At 73.6% G+C, this 19,784-nt stretch carries 9 protein-coding genes; all 9 read right to left on the bottom strand.

Annotated elements, in window-relative coordinates; translation table 11 throughout:
* Nucleotides 1–12: 12 nt before the first annotated feature.
* The gene (locus KDL01_RS09575; RefSeq protein WP_212528035.1) at nucleotides 13–381 is read right to left on the bottom strand and encodes a VOC family protein; all 369 of its coding nucleotides are present in this window, start codon (nucleotides 379–381) and stop codon (nucleotides 13–15) included.
* A gap of 101 nt (nucleotides 382–482) precedes the next feature.
* Entirely contained in the window at nucleotides 483–1,505 is a 1,023-nt protein-coding gene (locus KDL01_RS09570; RefSeq protein ID WP_212528034.1) for an aminoglycoside phosphotransferase family protein, read from the bottom strand.
* A gap of 286 nt (nucleotides 1,506–1,791) precedes the next feature.
* The gene (locus tag KDL01_RS09565; protein ID WP_212528033.1) at nucleotides 1,792–2,562 is read right to left on the bottom strand and encodes a thioesterase II family protein; all 771 of its coding nucleotides are present in this window, start codon (nucleotides 2,560–2,562) and stop codon (nucleotides 1,792–1,794) included.
* Nucleotides 2,559–3,686, bottom strand: coding sequence for an HAD-IIIC family phosphatase (locus KDL01_RS09560; protein WP_212528032.1), 1,128 nt, complete (start codon nucleotides 3,684–3,686; stop codon nucleotides 2,559–2,561). The genes KDL01_RS09565 and KDL01_RS09560 overlap by 4 nt, the downstream gene beginning before the upstream one ends.
* Entirely contained in the window at nucleotides 3,683–4,918 is a 1,236-nt protein-coding gene (locus tag KDL01_RS09555) for an acyl-CoA dehydrogenase family protein (RefSeq protein WP_212528031.1), read from the bottom strand. Before KDL01_RS09555 ends, KDL01_RS09560 begins: the two co-directional genes overlap by 4 nt.
* 2 nt (nucleotides 4,919–4,920) lie before the next feature.
* Nucleotides 4,921–5,175 (bottom strand): acyl carrier protein, encoded by a 255-nt coding sequence (locus KDL01_RS09550; RefSeq protein WP_212528030.1) that lies wholly within the window; start codon nucleotides 5,173–5,175, stop codon nucleotides 4,921–4,923.
* Between the two features lie 18 nt (nucleotides 5,176–5,193).
* Nucleotides 5,194–6,036, bottom strand: a complete 843-nt coding sequence (locus KDL01_RS09545; protein ID WP_212528029.1) for a 3-hydroxyacyl-CoA dehydrogenase family protein — start codon at nucleotides 6,034–6,036, stop codon at nucleotides 5,194–5,196.
* A gap of 68 nt (nucleotides 6,037–6,104) precedes the next feature.
* Nucleotides 6,105–14,906, bottom strand: a complete 8,802-nt coding sequence (locus KDL01_RS44475) for a type I polyketide synthase (RefSeq protein WP_212528028.1) — start codon at nucleotides 14,904–14,906, stop codon at nucleotides 6,105–6,107.
* Nucleotides 14,907–14,914: 8 nt separating this feature from the next.
* Nucleotides 14,915–19,723 (bottom strand): type I polyketide synthase, encoded by a 4,809-nt coding sequence (locus KDL01_RS09535; protein WP_212528027.1) that lies wholly within the window; start codon nucleotides 19,721–19,723, stop codon nucleotides 14,915–14,917.
* Between the last annotated feature and the right edge of the window lie 61 nt (nucleotides 19,724–19,784).

Here is a 19,784-nt window from a genome sequence, read left to right as displayed (position 1 = left end):
GGTCGATGCCGGTCAGACCGGTGCGCCGATGCAGAATGGGTGACCGGCCGGATCGAACATCACCCGGCCGTTGTCGTGGGGCTGGAACTCGGCGAGCGTCGCACCGAGCGCGACCAGCCGCGCCGCGGCCTCGTCCAGATCGCCGTCGACATTGAACTCGAAGTGCATCTGCATGGGCGAGCCGGATCCCGGCCAGATCGGCGGCCGGTAGTCCGGCAGCGCCCGGAAGATGAGCAGGAGCCCGCCCAGCGTCACCCCGCAGGACTCCTCGTCGCTGAAGGTGACCTCGCCCCCGCCGGCCGCCCGGTAGAACACGCCCATGGCGGCCGCGTCAGCGCAGTCGATGGTCAGGGCCGCGGTCTCGACGATGGCAGGGTTCATGGTCGTCCACCCTACAAGCGTGCGCGGTTCGAGCACGATCCGCCGTCGCAGTGGTCTGCCACCTGCGCTGAAGCTGTCAGGTGAAGCGGGACGGCGCGCGGTCAGCGGGTTCGTGGAAGCGGTCGTGCTGTGGCCGGACAGTCGGCATCAGTCGGCATCAGCCGGCCAGAGCCAGCAGCGCACGTGCCCGTCGCGCGGCCGCCGCGAGTCGCCGAGGGCGCTCGGGGGGTCGAGATCAGCGATGCGAGCACGCGATGTGAGAGACAGGCACGGAACGTGTGCTCGTCGCTAGCGGCGATCGCGGCTTCGACGATGAGGTCGGTGGTGCCCCGGTCCTCGGGTCCGGCTCCAGAGTCGAGCAGCGACACGAGATCGATGGTGCGGGTGCCGCGTCCGAAGCCCTCGATGTCGATGACGGCGCTGAGCCGTCGATCATCGGTGAGCAGGTTGCGGGTGCTGAAGTCGCCGTGCACGAAGTCGCCGCTCGGGAGCGCCGGCACCGGATGCGATACGAGGTCCAGTGCCTGCCGGGCCAAGCCGGCCAGCGGCGCGGGGAACCGGTGTTCGGCGATCCCTCCATTGAGGAACAGGGTGATCATCGCGGACCAGTCGCGGATCTGGGGCGGGTGCACCGCGGCGTGCAGGTCGACGGCGGCCAGGACCGCGCGCGCCATGACCGGGTCCAGCCCGGCCGGCTGGGATCCCGCGGCGAACCCGGTGGCCAGGTAGAACCGGTCCTCGCCCAGCGGCCCGCAGCCGAGCACGGGCGGCGTCGGGTAGCCCGCGGCCCGCAGCGCGTCGGCCGTCACCGCCGTCCGTTCCAGTTGGCCGCCCCACCACTGGCCGTTCTTGATCTTCACCACCGCGCGGGCGTCACCGGATCCCAGCAGTTGCACGCTGTCGGCCATCCCGCCGGCCAGCCGTCCCAGGACGCACCATCCGCGGCCGGTATCCCGGTCGACGGCCTCCAGGTCCGCAGGTGTGAGCCCGGCCGGCGACTGATGCCTCGGGAGCGGGGCCGACGTGGAGCAGCCGGAAGCCCTGTTTCGAGGCGGCGCGTCGAGCCGGACCGTGCGCTCCCGCGCCGGCCCGTCGGGGTCCTGCTGCCCATACGCACCGGTCATACGAGCCATGCTCGCACCGTCTCCGCCCGCATCGCAGCATATTTACGACGTGCGATATTCCGGTCGGACGGGCGGCCCGGTCAGCCGCGCGGGCCGCTGTGGCTCTCGGCGCTGGCGCGACCGCCACGTCAGGTCGCACCGGCCCTGGCTCCGGCTCCGGTCGTGGTCAACCCGGCAATCCGGCAATCCGGGTGTCCCACGTCAACCGACAGGAAGGGCGCGACGACCGTCCCGGATCGGACCGGCTCCGCCTCCTCGGCCGGGTCCGATCCGGGACGCTCCGCGCTCACGGGCGCAGGGCCCTGTGAATGATCTGGAGCGTCGCCTCCGCCTGCTCGAACACGGCGAAGTGGCCGCCGGGCAGCGTGTGGGTCGCGCAGCGGCCCACCGTCAGCTCGCGCCACGCGCCGACGGACGCGGCGTCGGCCTGCGGGTCGTCGGTCGAGGCCAGGGCCGTGATCGGCACCTCCAACGGCGGCGCGGGGTCGTAGCGATAAGAGTTCTTCACCACCAGGTCGGCCCGGATCGGGGCCAGGATCATGGCGAGGGCGCGCGGATCGGACAGGAACGCCTCGGGGGTGCCGCCGAGACCGCGCAGCCAGGCCACGATCCGGTCCTGCGACATGTCGCGCTCCAGGCGCACCCCCGTTCCGGACGCGGGCAGGTGCGGAGCCCGGCAGCCCGAGATCAGCAGGTGGGCCGGCCCGGGCCCGCCGATCCGATCGATGGTGCGCAGCACCTCGAAGGCCACCAGCGCGCCGAGGCTGTGTCCGTACACCGCGTACGGCCGGTCCTCGGCGTCGGCGAGGATCACCTCGGCGAGTTCCGCGGTCAGCGCAGCCATGTCCGTGTGCGGGGCGTCGCCGAGCCGGGTGTCCCGGCCGGGCGGCTGCACCGGGCGCACGGCCACCCCGGGCAGGTGCCCGATCCACGGCCGGAACGCGGAGGCCGAGCCCCCGGCGTGCGGCAGGCAGTACAGCCGCACGCCGGCGTCCGTGTCGGGGTAGGGCAGCCAGGAGTCGGCCTGCCTGCGTCGCCCGAGCGTGGTGGTGCTCACGCGCCCACCTCGAGCCGGACGTAGGACGGCGGCTCCTGCAGCGTGCCGAGGTCGGCGGCCAGCACCACCCGCTCGCCCTCGCGCCGCACCTCGCGGAATCCGCTGAAGGCGTAGGTGATCTGCATCATCCGGTTGCGGCCGGTCTCCACGAAGTCGGCCACCAGCCCGGCTCCGGCCTCCTTCGCCAGGCCCATGATGTGGGCCAGCAGGATCGTGCCCACCCCGCGCGACATCACCCGGCAGGACATCAGCATCATGTTCAGCCGCCAGTCCGGCGTGCCGCGTTCCACCAGGGCGAGCCCGATCTTGCCGTAGGAGCCGAACCGGTCGGTCAGCGAGGCCACCAGCAGCAGGTGGTCCGGCGACTCGCGCAGGGCGTCGAGCTCCTCGTAGGAGTAGGTGCGGCCGGTGGAGTTGAGCTGGTTCGTGCGCACCGTCAGCTCCTCGGCCCGCTGCAGGTCCTCCTGCCGGGCGGGGGCGATGGTGAAGGTCATCTCCAGCCCGGCCAGGAACTCCTCCCCGGTGCCGACGAACTCCGCCTCCAGCACCTCGCGGGTGAGCTGGCCGCGGTACATCTCGCGGCGCTGGGCCGACTCGTCGGTGACGAAGCGCGGGTTGAACTCCGGCCGGGCGAGCGCCTCTTCGAGCTCGTCGATGTGCACCCGGGTGACGCCCGGCAGCGCGGCGCCGACCTCGGCGAGCTCGAAGTCCTGGTCGTCGACGAAGGCGAAGGCGTCGAGGCCGAGGTTCAGGTGGCCGGCGATCCGCCGGATGGACTCGGACTTGGCGTTCCAGCCGATCTCCGGGCACAGGAACAGCTCCTGCAGTCCCAGTTCCCTGAGCTTGCCCAGTGCCGTCTCGGCGTCGTTGCGGCTGGCGATCGAGTGCAGCACGCCCACCCGGTCCAGCCGCCGGATGTGCTCGACCACGGCCGGGCGCACCGCCACCGCGGCGTCCTCCAGCAGCACCCCGTCCCACAGGGTGTTGTCGAGGTCCCAGACCACGCACTTGATGCTGCCCCGCTTCGGCTTGCGCGGGAAGGCGCCCGGCGCGTCGCCGGCTGCGGTCTCGGTCCCCGCCACGGTCCCGGTGTCGGGCACCGGGACCGTCAAGGTGTCGCTCATACTCCCCACGTCCTGTCGGCTTCGGCGGCGATGGTGATCCGCTGGATCTCCGTGCTGCCCTCGATGATCTCCATGACCTTCGCGTCCCGGTAGAAGCGCGCCACCGGGTATTCGGGACTGCATCCGTTCGCGCCGTGGATCTGCACCGCCTCGGAGGCGTGCTTGGCCGCGGCGCAGGAGGCGAAGTACTTCGCCACCCAGGTCGCCATGATCGTCGCCGGGTCGCCCAGGTCCTTGAGCCGCCCGGCCTCCGCGCACAGCAGCCGCGCCGCGCGCACGTCGGTGACCATGTCGGAGAGCTTCGCCTGGATCAGCGGCAGCTCCCGCAGCGCGGAGCCGCGCACCTGACGCCGGCTCGCGTAGTCCGAGCAGGCGTCCAGGCAGGCCTGGATGATGCCGACCGAGCCCACCGCGACGCTGTAGCGGCCCAGGTCGAGGGTGCCGGTGAGCACCATGCCGGAGGCCAGCCCGGTCGGCCCGAGCAGCGCGTCGGCGTCCAGCGCCACGTCGCGGAAGGCCACCTCGGCGAGCATCGACGCCCGGGTGCCGAGCATGCCCTCGATCGGCAGCACCGTGACCCCGGGCGACCAGCGCGGCACGAGCAGGGCCACGGTGCCGTGCGGGCCGCGGGCGAAGACCAGGAACAGGTCCGCGCGCTGGCCGTTGGTGATCCACTTCTTGGTGCCGTTGAGCAGCCAGCCCTCGTCGGTGCGCTGCGCGGTCGTGGTCAGGGAGTCGGTGTCGGTGCCGGCGCCCGGCTCGGACAGGCAGAACGCCCCGAGCAGGTCTCCGGCGGCCAGCGCGGCCCCCCAGCGGCGCAGCTGGGTCTCTGTGCCCCAGCGCCGCAGCGCCCAGGACACCATGGTGTGCACCGTCAGCAGGCTGCGCACCGAGGAGCAGCCGCGGCCCACCTCCTCGTGGATCTCGCCGAGCACGGCCATGCTCACCCCGTGCCCGCCCACCTCGGCCGGCAGGAACGGGGCCCACAGGCCCGCCTCGCCGATCCGGGTGAGCAGCTCCTGCGGGATCTTGCCGAGGGTGTCCCAGCGGTCGGCGTGCGGGACGACGTATTCGTCCACGAACTCGCGCGCGGCGGCGCGGTCGGGGGCGGGACGGGTCGGGACGGTGCGGTCGGGGGCCACGCGCTCGGGGGCCACGTGGTCAAGGACGGTGCGGCGCAGGACGGCGTTCACGCGCTCGCCCGTCGCGGTCGCGAGCTGATCGATCGTCATCGTCACACCGCCGCCGGCTCGGGGCGCAGCCGGCCCACCAGCTCCGCCATGCGGGTGACGGTGCGGAAGTTGTCGATGACGAGCTCGTTGTTGGGCAGGGTGATCCCGAACTCCTTCTCCAGGAACATCACCAGCTCCATCGCGAACAGCGAGTTGATGAAGCCCAGGGAGAAGATGTCGTCGGCGTCGGTGATCGTGGCCTTGGGGAAGCGGTGGGCGATGAAGGCGGAGATCTTACCCGCGGTGGTGTCCAACATGATGGTCTCCTCGAGTTCTCAGTTGTAGGTGTAGAAGCCGCGGCCGCTCTTGCGGCCGTGCAGTCCGGCGTCGGTCATCTGCTTGAGCAGCGGGCACGGCCGGTACTTGCTGTCCGCGAAGTGCTCGTAGAGCACCTCGACGCTGTAGAGGATCGTGTCGACGCCGATCAGGTCGGCGGTCTCCAGCGGGCCCATCGGGTGGCCGAAGCAGCCCCGGAACACCTCGTCCACCGCCTCCGCGGTGGCCACCCCCTCGTAGACCAGGAAGGCGGCCTCGTTCACCGTGAGCATCAGGACCCTGTTCGAGATGAAGCCGGAGGCGTCCTTGGCCTCGACCGCGCGCTTGCCCATCGCCTCGAGCAGCTCCCTGGTCCGGCGGACCGTGTCCGGCGCGGTGTGCACGCCGGGGATGAGCTCCACCACCGGCTTGGCCGGCACCGGGTTCATGAAGTGCACGCCCACCACCCGCTCCGGGTGCGCGCCCACCGAGGCGATCCGGGTGATCGGGATGGCGGAGGTGTTGGCGATGATCACCACCTCCGGCCCGCACACCTGGTCGAGCTCGGCGTGCAGCGCGCGCTTGGCCTCCCAGTTCTCGGTGATGTTCTCGATCACGATCTCCGACTTGGCCACCGCGTCGGCGCCCTGGGCGGTGGTGATCCGGGCCAGGACCGCGTCCGCGTCCAAGGCCGGGCCGCCCATCAGGGCACTCATCCGGCAGTTGCGGGCGATCGCGGCCCGCGCGTTCGCCAGGACCTCCTCGTCCCGGTCGACCAGGACGACGTCGAATCCGCACTGCGCCAGGTTCTGGGCGACTCCGACGCCCATCACTCCCGCGCCGATCACGCCGATCTCGGGCATGGCTCCTCGTTTCCGTTTCCGTGTGCACTGACGGGTGGGTGGTAAGTGGTTGTTGTTGTCTCCGCGGGTCAGGCCCGGCGCCGCCGGGCGGCCGAGCGCAGGCCGGAGCGGCGCAGTTCGCCCTGGGCGGCCGCGTCGTGCGCCGCCGCCTCCTGCTCGGCCCGCGCCGCGATGCCCTGCGCGATCCGGGCCAGGGCGGCCACGGTCGGGGCCTCGTGGATGATGTGGGAGGGCAGTTCCGCGTCGGGGAAGGCCCGGCGCAGCACGCCCAGCAGCGAGATGCTCAGCAGCGAGGTGCCGCCCAGCTCGAAGAAGTTGTCGGCGGCGCCGACCCGCTCGAGCTGCAGCGCCTGGCACCAGGCCTCTGCGATCGTCTTCTCCGCGGCCCCGTCCGGCTCCTGGAACACCGTCACCAGATCGGGCCTGGGGTGGCGGCCGGTGACGCCCTGCGGCACGGCCGCCGCGGCCGCGACCGCGTCCACGGTGAAGCCGCCGGCGACCTCCAGGATGGCCGTCAGGTCCTGGGTGGAGATCACCACGTGCGGCTCGCCGGTCGCGAGGGAGCGCAGCAGCGTCCGCCAGCCCTGGTCGAAGCCGATGCCGAAGCGGGCCCGGTGCTCGCGGAAGAAGGTCTGCACGCCCTCGTCGTAGCCGGAAAGGCCGCCGTCCCAGGCGTTCCAGGTCCACTCGCCCCAGCCCACCGAGAGCACCCGCTCGCCCAGCGCCGAGCGCTCGGCGGCGTACGCGTCCAGGAAGGCGTTCGCGGCGCAGTAGTCGACCTGCCCGGGTCCGCCGCCGGCCACGGCCGTGATGGAGGAGAACAGCACCAGGAAGTCGAGCGCGCTCGCGCCCTCGGCCAGGCCCAGCGCGTCGGCCAAAGCCAGGGTGCCCGCCACCTTCGGGGCCAGCACCTGCTCGGAGCCGCCGGGCTGCTGGAACTGCATGAGCCCGGTGCCCGGCACGCCCGCGGCGTGCAGCACGCCGTGCAGTGCGCCGAACCGCTCGCGCGCCCGGTCCACCGCCCGCCGCACGTCGGCCGCGTTCGTGACGTCGCCGGCCACGATCTCGACCTCGCCGCCCTGCTCGAGGACCTCCAGGACGCGTGCCACCCGGGCCCGCACCGTCTCGGACACCTCGTCCTCGCCGGCCGCGATGGCCGCCCAGCGCGCGGGATCCGGCAGCCCCTGCCGGCCGAAGAGCACCAGCCGGGCCCGGCAGTCGCGGGCCAGCCGCTCGGCCATCGCCAGCCCGATCCCGCCGAGGCCGCCGGTGATCAGGTACACGCCGCGCTCGCGCAGCACGTTCCCGAGTTCGGCGTCCGGCGCGGGCTCGACCGCTTCGAAACCGCGCAGCCAGCGGCGGTTTCCGCGCAGCGCCACCGTTCCCGTCGCGGTCGGCCGGAGCAGTTCCGCGACCAGGCTGGCTCCCGCCGCGCCGCGATCCACGTCGATGATCCGGGTGGTGACCGAGGTGTATTCGCACGGGATGGCCAGGGCGGGACCGGTCACCAGCGCGGCGTACGGCCGGGCCTCGGCGTCGTCGAGCACGCGCTGGGAGCCGCTGGTCACGATGTCCAGAGACCAGCTCTCGAGGCCGATCTCCCCGGCCGCCCGGGCGAGCGCGACAAGCGTCTGCAGGCCCAGCACAGGGGTCTGCGAGTCCTCCGCGGCGCCGCCGTCCTCGACCGTCCACAGGTGCACGACGCGGTCCAGCCCGGGGCCCGAACGCAGGTACCGAATCAGGGCCGTGGTGTCTTCGATGCTCCCGGGCCGGATGACGCAGCCCTCTGACGCCGCCTCGAAAGCCGCGCCGGGCCGCACCATGGTGACCGTCGCGCCGGTGGGACGCACCGCCTCGCGCAGCCGGTCGAGCACCGCGTCCGCGACGCCGTCCCGGGCGAACACCAGCCACGAGCTCGGCGCGGGTCCGCTCGGCGCGGCGGTCTTCTGCCGCCACACCGGCACGTGCACCCACTGCTCCTCGGGCAGCAGCGGGATCGCGTCGATCGCCTGGAGCGAGCCGGCCTGCGCCACGTGCTCCGGGGCCGTCGAAGCCGCGCTCGCGCTACCCGCCGCGCCGCCGATCGGCAGCGCCTGCGGCTTCCGGTCGATCCAGAACCGCTGACGCTGGAACGGATACGTCGGCAGCGGTATCCGGCCGGGCGCCGCGTCCGCTTGCGCCGCAGACGTACCGGGCCCGGGCCGCCTGCCGTGATAGGTCGCCCAGTCCACCTCCACGCCGGCCAGCCACAGCCGGGCCAGGCAGTCGGGCAGCACGGCGTCGTCGGCGCGCGGGTCGGCCTCGGCCGGAAGCGTGGCGGTGATCAACGGCCACCGGTGCGTCGGGCAGCCGGCCGTGCGCAGCAGCGCGCCGAGGGACTGGCCGGGGCCGATCTCGACCACCGCGCACTCCTCGTCGTACGCCAGCAGCGTCGCCGCGCCGTCCGCGAACCGCACGGTCTCGCACATGTGCCGGGCCCAGTAGGCCGGGTCGCAGACCAGTTCGGCGGTGGCCGTGCGACCGGTCACGTTGGACACGTACGGCACGGTCGGCGGATTGAGCTTGACGTTGCGCACGATCCACCCGGTCAGCTCGTCGGCCAGCGGCGCCAGCATCCGGGAGTGGAAGGCGTGCGTGGTCCGCAGCTCCCTGGCCGGAATCCCGGCCTCGCGCAGGTGCTCGACGAGGGCGTCCACGGCCTTGCGCTCGCCCGCCACGACCACGGCCTGCGGCCCGTTGACCGCGGCGATGTCCAGGCCCAGGCGCTCGAGCCCGTAGCGCTCGCGCAGTTCCTCGGCCGAGAGCGGCACCGCCGCCATCACACCCGGCTCGGCCCGGCCGATGAGCTGGGCGCGGCGGCTGACCAGGGCAAGCGCGTCGTCCAGGGACAGCACGCCGGACAGGCAGGCGGCGACGTACTCGCCGAGGCTGTAGCCCAGCATGACGGTCGGCTCGATGCCCCACTCCATCAGGGTGCCGGCCAGCGCGTAGTCGACCGCGAACATGAGCGGCTGAGCGACCTCAGTGCGCTGCAACGCCGCCGTGCGCCCGTCCGCCGCGACCTCTCGGCCAAGCAGCGCGGCCAGCCCGGAGCCGTTCGTGCGCGCACCCGTGAGCAGGTCCGCCGCGTCGGTACCGGCCAGGACGTCGGCGAGCCGGCTCAGGCACGCGTCCAGCTTCGCCCGGAACACCGGCTCGCGCCGGTAGAGCTCGCCGACCATGCCCGGGTACTGCTCGCCGACACCGGTGAACAGGAACGCCACCGGCCGGCCTTCGGTCGCCTCGACCCGGGCGCAGAGCCCTGCGTCGTCCCCGGAGAGCACCGCCACCGCTGAACCGATCCCGTCGGCCACGGCGACCCGGCGGTGCTCGAAGGTCTTGCGGCCCACCTGGAGGGTGAAGGCGACGTCGGCCAGTCGCAGCTGCTCCGACCGGGCCTCGAGGTGCTCGGCCAGCCGCCGCACCGCCTCGTCCGCGGCCTCGGCGCGACGCGCGGAGACCGGCAGCACCTGGTAGCGGCGCCGGGTACCGGCATCCGCGGCCGCAGGGGCCGGGCGGACCGGCGGCTGCTCGACCACCACGTGCACGTTGGTGCCGCCCATGCCGAGCGAGTTGAGCCCGGCGATCCGCCGGACGCCGCGCTCGCCGCCCCACGAGGCCAGCCGGTCGTTGACGTAGAAGGGGCTGTGCTCGAAGTCGATCTCCGGGTTCGGACTGGTGTAGTGCAGCGTCGCAGGGATCAGGCCTTCCTTGACCACCAGCGAGGTCTTGATCAGCCCGGCCGTCCCGGCGGCCCGGTCGAGGTGGCCGATGTTGGTCTTCACCGAGCCGATCGGGCAGTACTGGCGCCTCTCGGTCGGACCGAAGGCCCGGGTGAGCGCCGCGACCTCGATCGGGTCGCCCAGAACGGTGCCGGTGCCGTGCGCCTCGACGTAGCCGATCTCCTCGGCCGTGACCCGGGCGTCCACCAGGGCGTCGGCGACGACCCGGGACTGGCCCGCGACGCTCGGCGCGGTGTAGCCGACCTTGAGCGCGCCGTCGTTGTTCATCGCGGTGCCGCGGATGACCGACCAGATGTGGTCCCCGTCGCGCAGGGCGGCGCCGAGCGGCTTGAGCACCACGGCGGTCGCGCCGTCGCCGAACAGGCTGCCCTGGGCCTGGGCGTCGAAGGTGCGCACGTGCCCGTCCGGCGAATCCTGGCCGCCGGCCTCGAACAGGTGGCCGACCCGGTCCGGGACGCGCACGGACACCCCGCCCGCGATCGCCATCTCGCAGTCGCCGGCGCGCAGGCTGCGCACCGCCGTGTGCACCGCGACCAGCGAGGTGGAGCAGAAGGTCTGCACCGCGACGCTCGGGCCGGTCAGGTCGAACAGGTACGACACCGTGGTGGTGAGCGCGTCCTTGTCGTTGCCCATGACCAGCTCGTAGAGGTTCGCGTCCGACTCGGAGCGCTCGGCCATGCCGAGCAGATACGTGCTCAGATTGCAGCCGCCGAACACCCCGACCCGGCCCCGGTGCTCCGGCCGGCAGTACCCCGACTGCTCCAGCGCCTCCCAGCAGACCTCGAGGAACAGCCGCTGCTGCGGGTCGGTGATCGCGGCCATGCGGGGGCTGATACCGAAGAACCCGGCGTCGAACCCGGCGATGTCCTCGAGCACCGGGCGGGCCGGCACGTAGGCCGGGTCCGCCGCGGTGGCCGGATCCACGCCGGCCGCGGCCAGCTCCTCGGGCGAGAAGAAGGTGATGGACTCCACGCCCTCGCACAGGTTGCGCCAGAACGTGGCCACGTCCCCGGCGCCGGGGAAGCGCCCGGCCATGCCGACGACCGCGATGTGCCGTTCGAAGTCGGGGTCGAGGTCGGTGCTCTCCGGTTCGAGGTGCGCGACCGGGGTGACCGGCGCGGCCGGGGTGACCGGAGGGATCACTTCGACCGGTGCGACAGGGGCCTGAGTCGGCAGCGGCACCGGCACCGGTGTCGGCGCGGGGGTCTGCTCGTCGAGGGCGGTGGCCAGGGCGCGCACAGTGGGGCGCTCGAACAGGCTCACCGTCGGGACGGCGATGCCGAACCGCTTCTTCACCAGGGCGAGCATCTGCAGCCCGAGCAGCGAGTTTCCGCTCAGGTCGAAGAAGTTGTCGTGCTTGCCCACCGGCTCCACGCCCAGCACCGTGGACCACAGTTCGGCCAGGGCGCGCTCGGTGGCGGTCAGCGGCGGGGAGTAGGGCTGCGGCAGGTCGGGGCGCGGGAAGCGGGTCTCGGTCCGGGTTGCCGGCGCGGGCTGCGCCGACGGCGGCGCCAGCCGGTCCTCGAGCGGTCCGACCGCGACGATCACGGCGGCTCCGGGCTGCGCGAGCACGCCGTCGAAGGCGGAAAGGGCCTGCTCCCGGGTCATCGCGCGGGCGGCCATGGTGGCGCCCATCGGGCCGTCGAGGCGGTCGACGGTGCCGGGCCAGGTGTCCCAGGCCGCTGCGATCCACCGGGTGCCCTCGGGCTGCCGGCCGTGCACCCGGGCACCGAGCGCCGCGTTGGCGGCGGCGTAGCTGCCGAGCGTGACGCCGCCGAAGAACGCCGAGGTCGAGGAGAACAGCACGCACCACTCCGGGCGTGACCCGACCGGCAGCGCCTCGACCACGTCGGCCAGGACTCCGGCACCGTCGTGCTTGGCGCCGAAGTGCCGGGCCACGTTCGCCTCGTCGAGCTCGCCCAGGGGAGCGAAGGTGTCGAGCGTGGCGTCCGCGGCCAGGTGCACCACGCCGTCGATGCGGTGGCGGGCGAACAGTTCCCGCATGGCGGCCGCGTCGGTCACGTCGATGCGCGGGGTGTGCACCTCGGCACCGAGGGCGCGCAGCCGGGCCACGGCGGCGGCCCGAGGGCTCGCCGGGTCCTCATTCGACAGACCGGTCCGGCTGGTCAGGACGAGGCGGCCCGCCCCGCCCGAGGCCAGGTGCTCCGTGACGAGGAGCCCGACGTCGCCGAGCCCGCCGGTGACCAGATATCCGCCACCGCGGCGGACCGGGGAAGCCGCGCCGCGCTGCTCGACCGGCGTGTACCGCGGAGCCAGCCGGGCGCCGTCGCGGTGGGCCACCAGGGCCGGCGGCGACGCGTCGCCGAGCTCGGCGACCAGCGCCAGCGCGGCCCGCGCGGCGTCGTACCGGGCGTCCAGGTCGACGCAGCGGGCTGAGACGTTCAGGTGCTCCTGGCCGGCGACGACCGGCAGGGTGGCGACGGCGGCCTGGGCCGAGTGCGCGGCTTCGCCGTCGGCGACGGCCTGCCCGCCCCGGGTCACCACGACCACGTCGGCGTTCTTTGATCCATCGGCCGCGCAGGCGGCGAGGTTGCGCCCGGCGGTCCGCACCGCGGCGGCGGCATCGCTGCCGGGCTCCGAGCGGTCGAGCGGGGACAGGTCCACGACGGTGACGCGGGTGCCGGCCAGACCCGCCACGGTCGCGGCGAGGTGCTCGGCGTCGCTGGCGGTCAGGACGTCGCGGCCGTTCTCGCGCAGCCGCTGGGCCAGCACGTCGGCGACCCCTGCGATGTCCGGGACGAGTACGCAGGTGGCAGGGTCGACGACGGTGTCGCCGCTCGGGGCCACGTGCCAGGTCTGCTTCAGCAGCTGCACCTGGTTCACTGGGGCCTGCGTCGGCTTCGCGGTCTGCACTGATGCCTCAGGCTGCTGCGTCGGCGCCTCGATCCAGTACGAGCTGCGCTGGAACGGATACAGCGGCAGGTCCACGCGCCGCAGGGTTCTGTCGCCCTGGAAAGCGGCCCAGTCGAGAGCGACGCCCGCGAGCCACAGCTGTCCGGCCGCCTCGAGAATGCTTGTCCGTGTACTGATGGCGTCGCCGGAGCTCGGCAGCAGCGGAATCCGAAGAGATTCCTCCGACTCGTTGCCGTCGGCTAGCGCGGGGCCGAACTCCACATACACATACGGCTGCTCGGTCTGCGGGATGGTCAGCCGGGTCTCGGTCGTCTCCGGCGGCCGTCCCACCTGACCGATCGCCTCGTCAAGGGACTGCGACCCGGACAGCACCGCCGCGACGTATGCTCCCGTGCCTTCGCCGAGCACCGTCGCGGGCGTGACGCCCCAGGACTCCACGAGCCGACCCAGCGCGTAGCCGGCCGCGAACGCGGCCACCGCCCCCGTCAGCTCGCCAAGCGGGTTGCCGAGTGTGTCGGCGCGCTGCGCGGCCAAGGACTCGCGGCAGGCGTCGAACGCGGCGCGGAACGCCGGCTCGTCCGCGTACAGCTGCGCCGCCACGGCGGGATCGATCCGGTCGGTGCCCGTGAACAGGAAGCCGACCGGGCGCGAGGCGCCGTCGTCCGTGCCCTGATATGCATCGCCGGCCCGGAGCAGCGCGGCCGCGGCGTCCGGCGAGTCGGCGACGGCCATACGGCGGTGCTGGAACTGCGCGCGTCCGAGCCGCAGGGTGTGGGCGATATCGGCCAAGTCGTCCTCGGTCTGCTCCAGCCGCTCGGCCAGAGCCTCGGTGGCCTCGTCCGCGGCGGCGGCCGAGCGCGCGGACCAGACCAGCAGTTCCGGGCGCGCGGGCGCGGCGGGACGGTCCGTCCGCGGGCTCTCCTCGAGAACGACGTGCGCGTTGGTGCCGCCGATGCCGAAGGCGCTGACTCCCGCTCGGCGAGGCCGCTCCCCGCGCGGCCACGGCTGGCGCTCGGTGACGACCGACAGTTCGGCGCCGCCCGCGGTCAGCTGCGGGTTGGGGTCGGTGAAGTTGCGGGTGGGCGGGATCTCGCCGTGGTGCAGGGCGAGCGCGGCCTTGATCAGTCCGGTGACGCCCGCGGCCCGGTCCAGGTGGCCCACGTTCGACTTCACCGAGCCGATGCGCAGCCGGTGGCCGTCGAAGACCCGTTGCAGCGCCGCGAGTTCCACCGCGTCACCGAGCCTGGTGCCGGTGCCGTGCGCCTCGATGTAGTCGATGTCCGACGGCTCGAGCCCGGCCGCCGCGACGGCCTCGGCGATCACCGCGGCCTGCCCGTCCACGCCGGGGGCGGTGAAGCCCACCTTGTGGCCGGCGTCGTTGTTCACGGCCCAGCCGCGCAGCACCGCGTACACGCGGTCGCCGTCGGCGAGGGCGTCGGCCAGCCGGCGCAGCGCCACCACGCCCACGCCGCTGCCCATCGCCGCGCCGGATCCCGCGGCGTCGAAAGCCCGGCACTCGCCGTCGGGCGAGGTGATGCCGCCCTGCTGGTAGAGGTAGCCGACCCGGTGCGGGACGGTGACCACGACGCCGCCCGCGAGCGCCATGTCGCACTCGAAGTTCGCCAGGCTGCTGGCCGCGACGCACACCGCCACCAGCGAGGTCGAGCAGAAGCTCTGGATGCCGAAGGCGGGGCCGGACAGCCCGAGGGTGTGCGCGGCGCGCAGCGCCAGGGTGTCCTTGTCATTGCCCAGCGCCACCGCGATCTCGCCCATACTGCGCACGGTTCCGGCGGGTGCCAGGTTGTTGGCCAGGTAGGAGCTCCAGGCGGACCCGGCGAACACGCCGATGGAGCCGTCGAAGCGGGCCGGGTCGCAGCCGGCGTCCTCCAGGGCGTGCCAGGCGTGCTCCAGGAACAGCCGCTGCTGCGGATCGATGATCTGGGCTTCCTTGGGGCTGATGCCGAAGAACTCGGCGTCGAACCGGTCGATGCCCTCGAGTACGGCGCCTGACTTGACGTAGTCGGGGTCGGCGACCAGGTCCCGCGGCACGCCGGCGGCGAGCAGCTCCTCGTCGGTAAAGGCGGTCAGGCCGGAGCGGCCTGCGCGCACGGTCGTCCACAGTCCGGCCACGTCGGCCGCGCCCGGGAACCGGCCGGCCATGCCCACCAGGGCGATGTCGGAGCCGGATACCTCTGCGGGGATGTTCTCGGTCACGTGAGTCCTCACTTCCGTGTGCCGGCGGTCTGGGCGGCGCCGAGCCGACGGCGCGCGCCGCGGGCCGAGCCGGATGTGCTTGCGGACGGGCTAGCGGTCCCGGCGGCCGGGCCGCCGTCTCCGGACGGGTCGAGCGCCGCCGCGAAGGAGGCGACCGTGGGGTGCGCGAACAGCAGCGCGGGGGCGATACGCCGCTCGAGCTGGCGCTCGATCGCCGTCACCATCGCCACGCCGACCAGCGAGTTGCCGCCGAGGTCGAAGAAGGGGTCGTTGACGCCGACCGCGTCGATGCCGAGGAACTCGCCCCACACCTCGGCGATCGCCGTCTCCAGCGCGGAGCGCGGCGCGAGATAGCCGGTGCGCTGCGGCGGCCGGGGGAAGCGGGCATTCGTGTTCTTACGCAGTGCCGGGACCAGCACCGCGTCCAGGTCGCTCAGCCGCGCCCACTCCCGGTGGGCCTCCGGCAGCGGCTGACGCATCGCCAGCACACTGCCGCCGGCCGCGCCGACCAGCCGGTCCAGCTGCGCGCAGCCGCCCGCGTCGGTGAAGCCGTACCGCTCCCGGTAGGCCACCTGCTCGGCCAGTTCGTCGCCGGCCGTGGGGCGCTGCCAGGCGTCGTGCTGCCACTGGCCCCAGGCCACGGTGAGCACCTGGGTGTCGGGGGCCGCGGCCGCGAGGGCGGTGCCGTAGGCGTCGAGGACGCTGTTGGCGGCGCAGTAGTCGCTCTGGCCGAGGTCGCCCAGCGCGGTGATCACCGAGGAGTAGAGCACCAGCAGTTTCGGGCGCGCGTCGGGGGCGGTGTCCGGCCCGACGAGCTCGGCCAGCGGCCCCATCGCCAGCACCTTGGGCGCCAGCACCTCCAGGGCTCCGGCCGGGGTCTGCCGCTGCGCCCACCCGCCTCCGGGGACACCGGCGGCGTGTACGACCCCGTACAAAGTGCCGAAGTGCTCGCGGGCCTTGCGCAGCGCCGCCCGGAGTTCGCCCGGGACCCCGGCGTCCGCCGTGAGCAGCAGCACCTGCGCGCCGGCCGCCTCCAGCTCCGCGACGTCGCGCAGCATCCGGGCCTGCCTGCCGGTCGGGTCGGGGCCGTCGCGGTCGATCGGCGTGCGGGCCACCAGGGCCAGCCGCCGCACGCCGCGTCGGACGAGGTCCTTGGCCAGGGCCATGCCCAGCCCGCAGGTGCCGCCGGTGATCAGGTAGGCGCCGTCCAAGTCCCATGCGTCCGCGCAGGATTCGTCCACCGGCAGTTCCGTCCAGCTCTCGAGCCAGCGGCGGCCCTCGCGCCAGCCGACCAGGGCCGGCTCGGCCGCCGGGTCGGCGTACTTCCACGGGTCGCGCCGCAGCTCCTGCACCAGCTCGCCCGCGGCCTGCCGCGGGTCCGCGTCCGGGTGCAGGTCCACGCCGCGCCAGGCCAGGTCGCGGTGCTCCTTGCGCACCGACCGGCCGAAGCCGTGGGCCAGGGCCTGCACCGGGGACGTGCAGTCCCCGCCGGTGATCTCGGTCGATCCGGCCGTGACGGTGAGCAGTCGCAGTTCCCTGATGACACCCGAGTCGGACAGGGCCTGCACGGTCGTCAGCAGGCTGTCGAAGCCGTACCGGACGGCCGCGCGCAGCTCCTCGTCGCCCGCGAACGCTCCTGCCGGAGTGGCGGCGTCGAGGCTCCACAGGTGCGCGACGTACAGGGGCCCTTCGCCGGCGGGCTCGGCCGCGAGGGCCGCGCCGGCGAGTTCCTTGTAGTGCGCCACCGACGCCGGGTCGATGACGATGCGTCGCCCCTCGCGCCGAAAGCCGTTGCCGGGCACCACTTCGAGCACGGTGAGGCCCGCGGCTTCGGCCAGGTTCGCTAGCTCCGGGCCGATGCCGGTCTCGTGGCCGAACACCACGAGGGTGCCGGTGAGCGGCGCGGCAGCGGCAGGGCGCTTGTGGTCGGGGCGCCAGACCGGCGCGTAGGCAGTCCCGGTCGCCGGGAGGTCGACGCCGCGCGAGGTGCCGGAGGTGCCGGAGGCGCCAGAAGTCTCGGACGTCTCGGACTCGGGCCAGTACCTGGTGCGCTGGAAGGGATATCCGGGCAGTCCGACCAAGGTGCCGCCCTGCGGCGCGAGCGCGGACCAGTCCAGCGGCGTGCCGAGTTCCCACAGGCGGCCGCAGGTCTCCAACAGCGCAGCCGCCTCCTCCCGGTCCCCGTGCGCCGCCCACGGCGCGGGCAGCGTGCCCAGCACGTCCACCTGCGTGTCGGCGTGGGCGAGGTTCTGCCGCACCAGAGAGCCGAGCACCTGGCCGGGGCCGAGCTCGACGTAGGCGTCCACGCCTCGGTCGGCGCAGGTCAATACGCTCTGCGCGAAGCGGACCGGTCGGCACAGATGCTGCGCCCAGTACTGCGGGTCGGTCGCCTGCTCGTCCGTCAGCTGACGGCCCGTGGCGTTCGAGACGATCGGGATGGCCGGCGCCCGGCGGGGCACGGCGGCGATGAGCGCGGCGAGCCGGTCCTGCGCCGGGCTCAGCAGCGTGGAGTGGAACGGGTGCGCGGAACGCAGGACCCTGCCGGGGATGCCGGCCGCCGTCAGGTGGCCCACCGCCGCGTCGATGTCGTCCGGCGCGCCGCTGAGCACGGTCATCCCGGGCCCGTTGACCGCGGCGACGTCCACCTGCGCGGCGCAGTCGGCCAGCGCGGTCCGCACGGCCTGCTCGGCCGCCGCGACCGCGAGCATCCGGCCCTCGGGCGCGGACTCGATCAGCCGGGCCCGCTCGGTGACCACCCGCAGCGCGTCGGCCAAGGTGAACACCCCGGCCAGACAGGCCGCGACGTACTCGCCGAGGCTGTAGCCGACCAGCACGTCCGGCGTGACGCCGCGGTGCCCGAGCAGCTTCGCCAGCGCGTACTCGACGCTGAACAGGAACGGGTGCGCGGTCTGTGCGCGCGAGAGCGGGTCCTCGTCCACCGCGGGAGCGGACTGGCCACGGCCGGGGAACACCAGCGACTCGGCCTGCCCGCTGGGCGGATCGGCCAGCAGCAGAGGCAGGATGTCGACGCCGCATTCGTCGGCCAGGACGGCGGCGCAGGTGTCGATCGCCGCCGCGAACACGGGCTCGGTGCGGTAGAGCGAACGGGCCAGGCCGCGGTACTGGTCGCCGACCCCGGGCAGCAGGAACGCCACCCGCGGACGTCCCGCGACACTGCGGCTCCCGGTGCTCGCCGCCTCGTTGAGCCGGGCCGCCGCACCGGCGGCGTCCGAGGCCACCACCGCGCGGCGGTGCCGGTGTTGCGCGCGGCCGGACTGCAGGGTGTGGGCGACGTCGCGCAGCGGCGCGGTGCCGATGCCGTCCGCCAGCCGGGTCAGCGACTGGCGCAGCGCGGCGTCATCGGCCGCTGATATCGGCAGGAGCAGCGGGAGGTCGGCGGGCAGAGCGTCCTCGACGGCCGACTCGGGCTCGGGGGCGGTGGCCGGCGCGGTCTCGAGGACGACGTGGGCGTTGGTCCCGGACCAGCCGAAGGAACTGACCCCGGCGATCGCCGGGCGTCCGTCGGCGGGCAACGGCGTCGTGCCGCCGGCCGGACGCAGCGCCGGGCAGTGCGCGAGCACCTCCACCGGCTCGGTCATGTTCTGGTTCGCCGGGACGACGCCGTGTTCGAGCACGAGCACGGACTTGATCAGCCCCGCGATACCCGCCGCCGTGTGCGTGTGGCCGAGGTTGGTCTTGACCGCGCCGACGTGCAGCGGGCGGTCCGCGGCGCGGGCGCCGAACACGTCCTGGAGCGCGGTCAGCTCGATGTCGTCGCCCAGCGCGGTGCCCGAGCCGTGCGCCTCCACGTAGTCGACCTCGTCCGGCGTCGCCCCGGCCGCGTGCAGCGCCTGCCGGATCACCTCGACCTGGGCGGCGCGGTTGGGCGCCGTCAGGCCGTTGCTCCGGCCGTCCTGGTTGACCGCAGAGCCGCGGATCACGGCCCTGATCCGGCGGCCGTCGCGCAGCGCGTCGGAGAGCCGGGCCAGCATCACCATGCCACCGCCCTCGCCCATCAGGTATCCGTCGGCGGCGGAGTCGAAGGTCTTGCAGCCGTCCGTGGGCGAGAGCATCGAGGTCGCGCAGCTGTGGATGTAGAGGAACTGGTGCAGCGCCAGGTACGCGCCGCCGACCAGCGCCTGGTCGCACTCCCGGTTGCGCAGCGCCTGCACCGCCAGGTGCACCGCGACGAGCGAGGAGGAGCACGCGGTGTCCAGCGAGAACGTCGGCCCGCGCAGGTCGAAGTGGTAGGCCAGCCGTCCGGCGACCACGCTGGCCAGGCTGCCCTGGCCCATGTACGGGTCGGCGTAGACGCGCTGACCGTGGCGCTCGGTCTCCAACTGCCCGTACTGGAAGGCGTCGGAGAAGCCGAGCAGCACGCCGGTGCGGCTGCCGGACAGGCTCGCCGGGGGAGTGCCGGCGTCCTCCATGGCCTCCCAGGCCAGTTCCATCAGCAGCCGCTGCTGCGGGTCCATCCGCAGCGCCTCGCGCGCCGAGAACCCGAAGAATCCGGCGTCCCAGCCCGCGACGTCGGGCAGGAACGCGCCGCGGCGGGGGGTGTAGAGGTCGTTGTCCGCGGACCGCGGATCGTGGTTGAAGCGCTCCGGCGGCACGTCGCCGATGGCGGCGCGGCGCCCGTCGTGCAGCAGCTCCCAGTAGGCCTCCGGGTCCGGTGCGTCCGGGAACCGGCAGGCCATGCCGACCACGGCGATCGGCTCGTGCTGCCGCGCGTCCTGCTCCGCCAGGCGCCTGCGCGCGTCCGCGAGGTCGAGCGCGGCCCGTCTCAGATAGTCGCGAAGCTCGTCTTCGCCGGCCATGGGAACCCCAATCCGAAAGTGTCCGTGGAACTCAAGGTCTTGAATCTCAGCAGGTCGTGAA

The organism is Actinospica durhamensis (assembly GCF_018139695.1).
Lineage (GTDB): Bacteria > Actinomycetota > Actinomycetes > Streptomycetales > Catenulisporaceae > Actinospica > Actinospica durhamensis.
This window is presented reverse-complemented; position numbering and strand designations above follow the sequence as displayed.

What these genes read in the sequence shown, in the direction of transcription:
- KDL01_RS09575 (WP_212528035.1), bottom strand. Translation starts at nt 381, where the DNA reads ATGAACCCTGCCATCGTCGAGACCGCGGCCCTGACCATCGACTGCGCT.
- KDL01_RS09570 (WP_212528034.1), bottom strand. Translation starts at nt 1,505, where the DNA reads ATGACCGGTGCGTATGGGCAGCAGGACCCCGACGGGCCGGCGCGGGAG.
- KDL01_RS09560 (WP_212528032.1), bottom strand. Translation starts at nt 3,686, where the DNA reads ATGAGCGACACCTTGACGGTCCCGGTGCCCGACACCGGGACCGTGGCG.
- KDL01_RS09555 (WP_212528031.1), bottom strand. Translation starts at nt 4,918, where the DNA reads ATGACGATCGATCAGCTCGCGACCGCGACGGGCGAGCGCGTGAACGCC.
- KDL01_RS09550 (WP_212528030.1), bottom strand. Translation starts at nt 5,175, where the DNA reads ATGTTGGACACCACCGCGGGTAAGATCTCCGCCTTCATCGCCCACCGC.
- KDL01_RS09545 (WP_212528029.1), bottom strand. Translation starts at nt 6,036, where the DNA reads ATGCCCGAGATCGGCGTGATCGGCGCGGGAGTGATGGGCGTCGGAGTC.
- KDL01_RS09535 (WP_212528027.1), bottom strand. Translation starts at nt 19,723, where the DNA reads ATGGCCGGCGAAGACGAGCTTCGCGACTATCTGAGACGGGCCGCGCTC.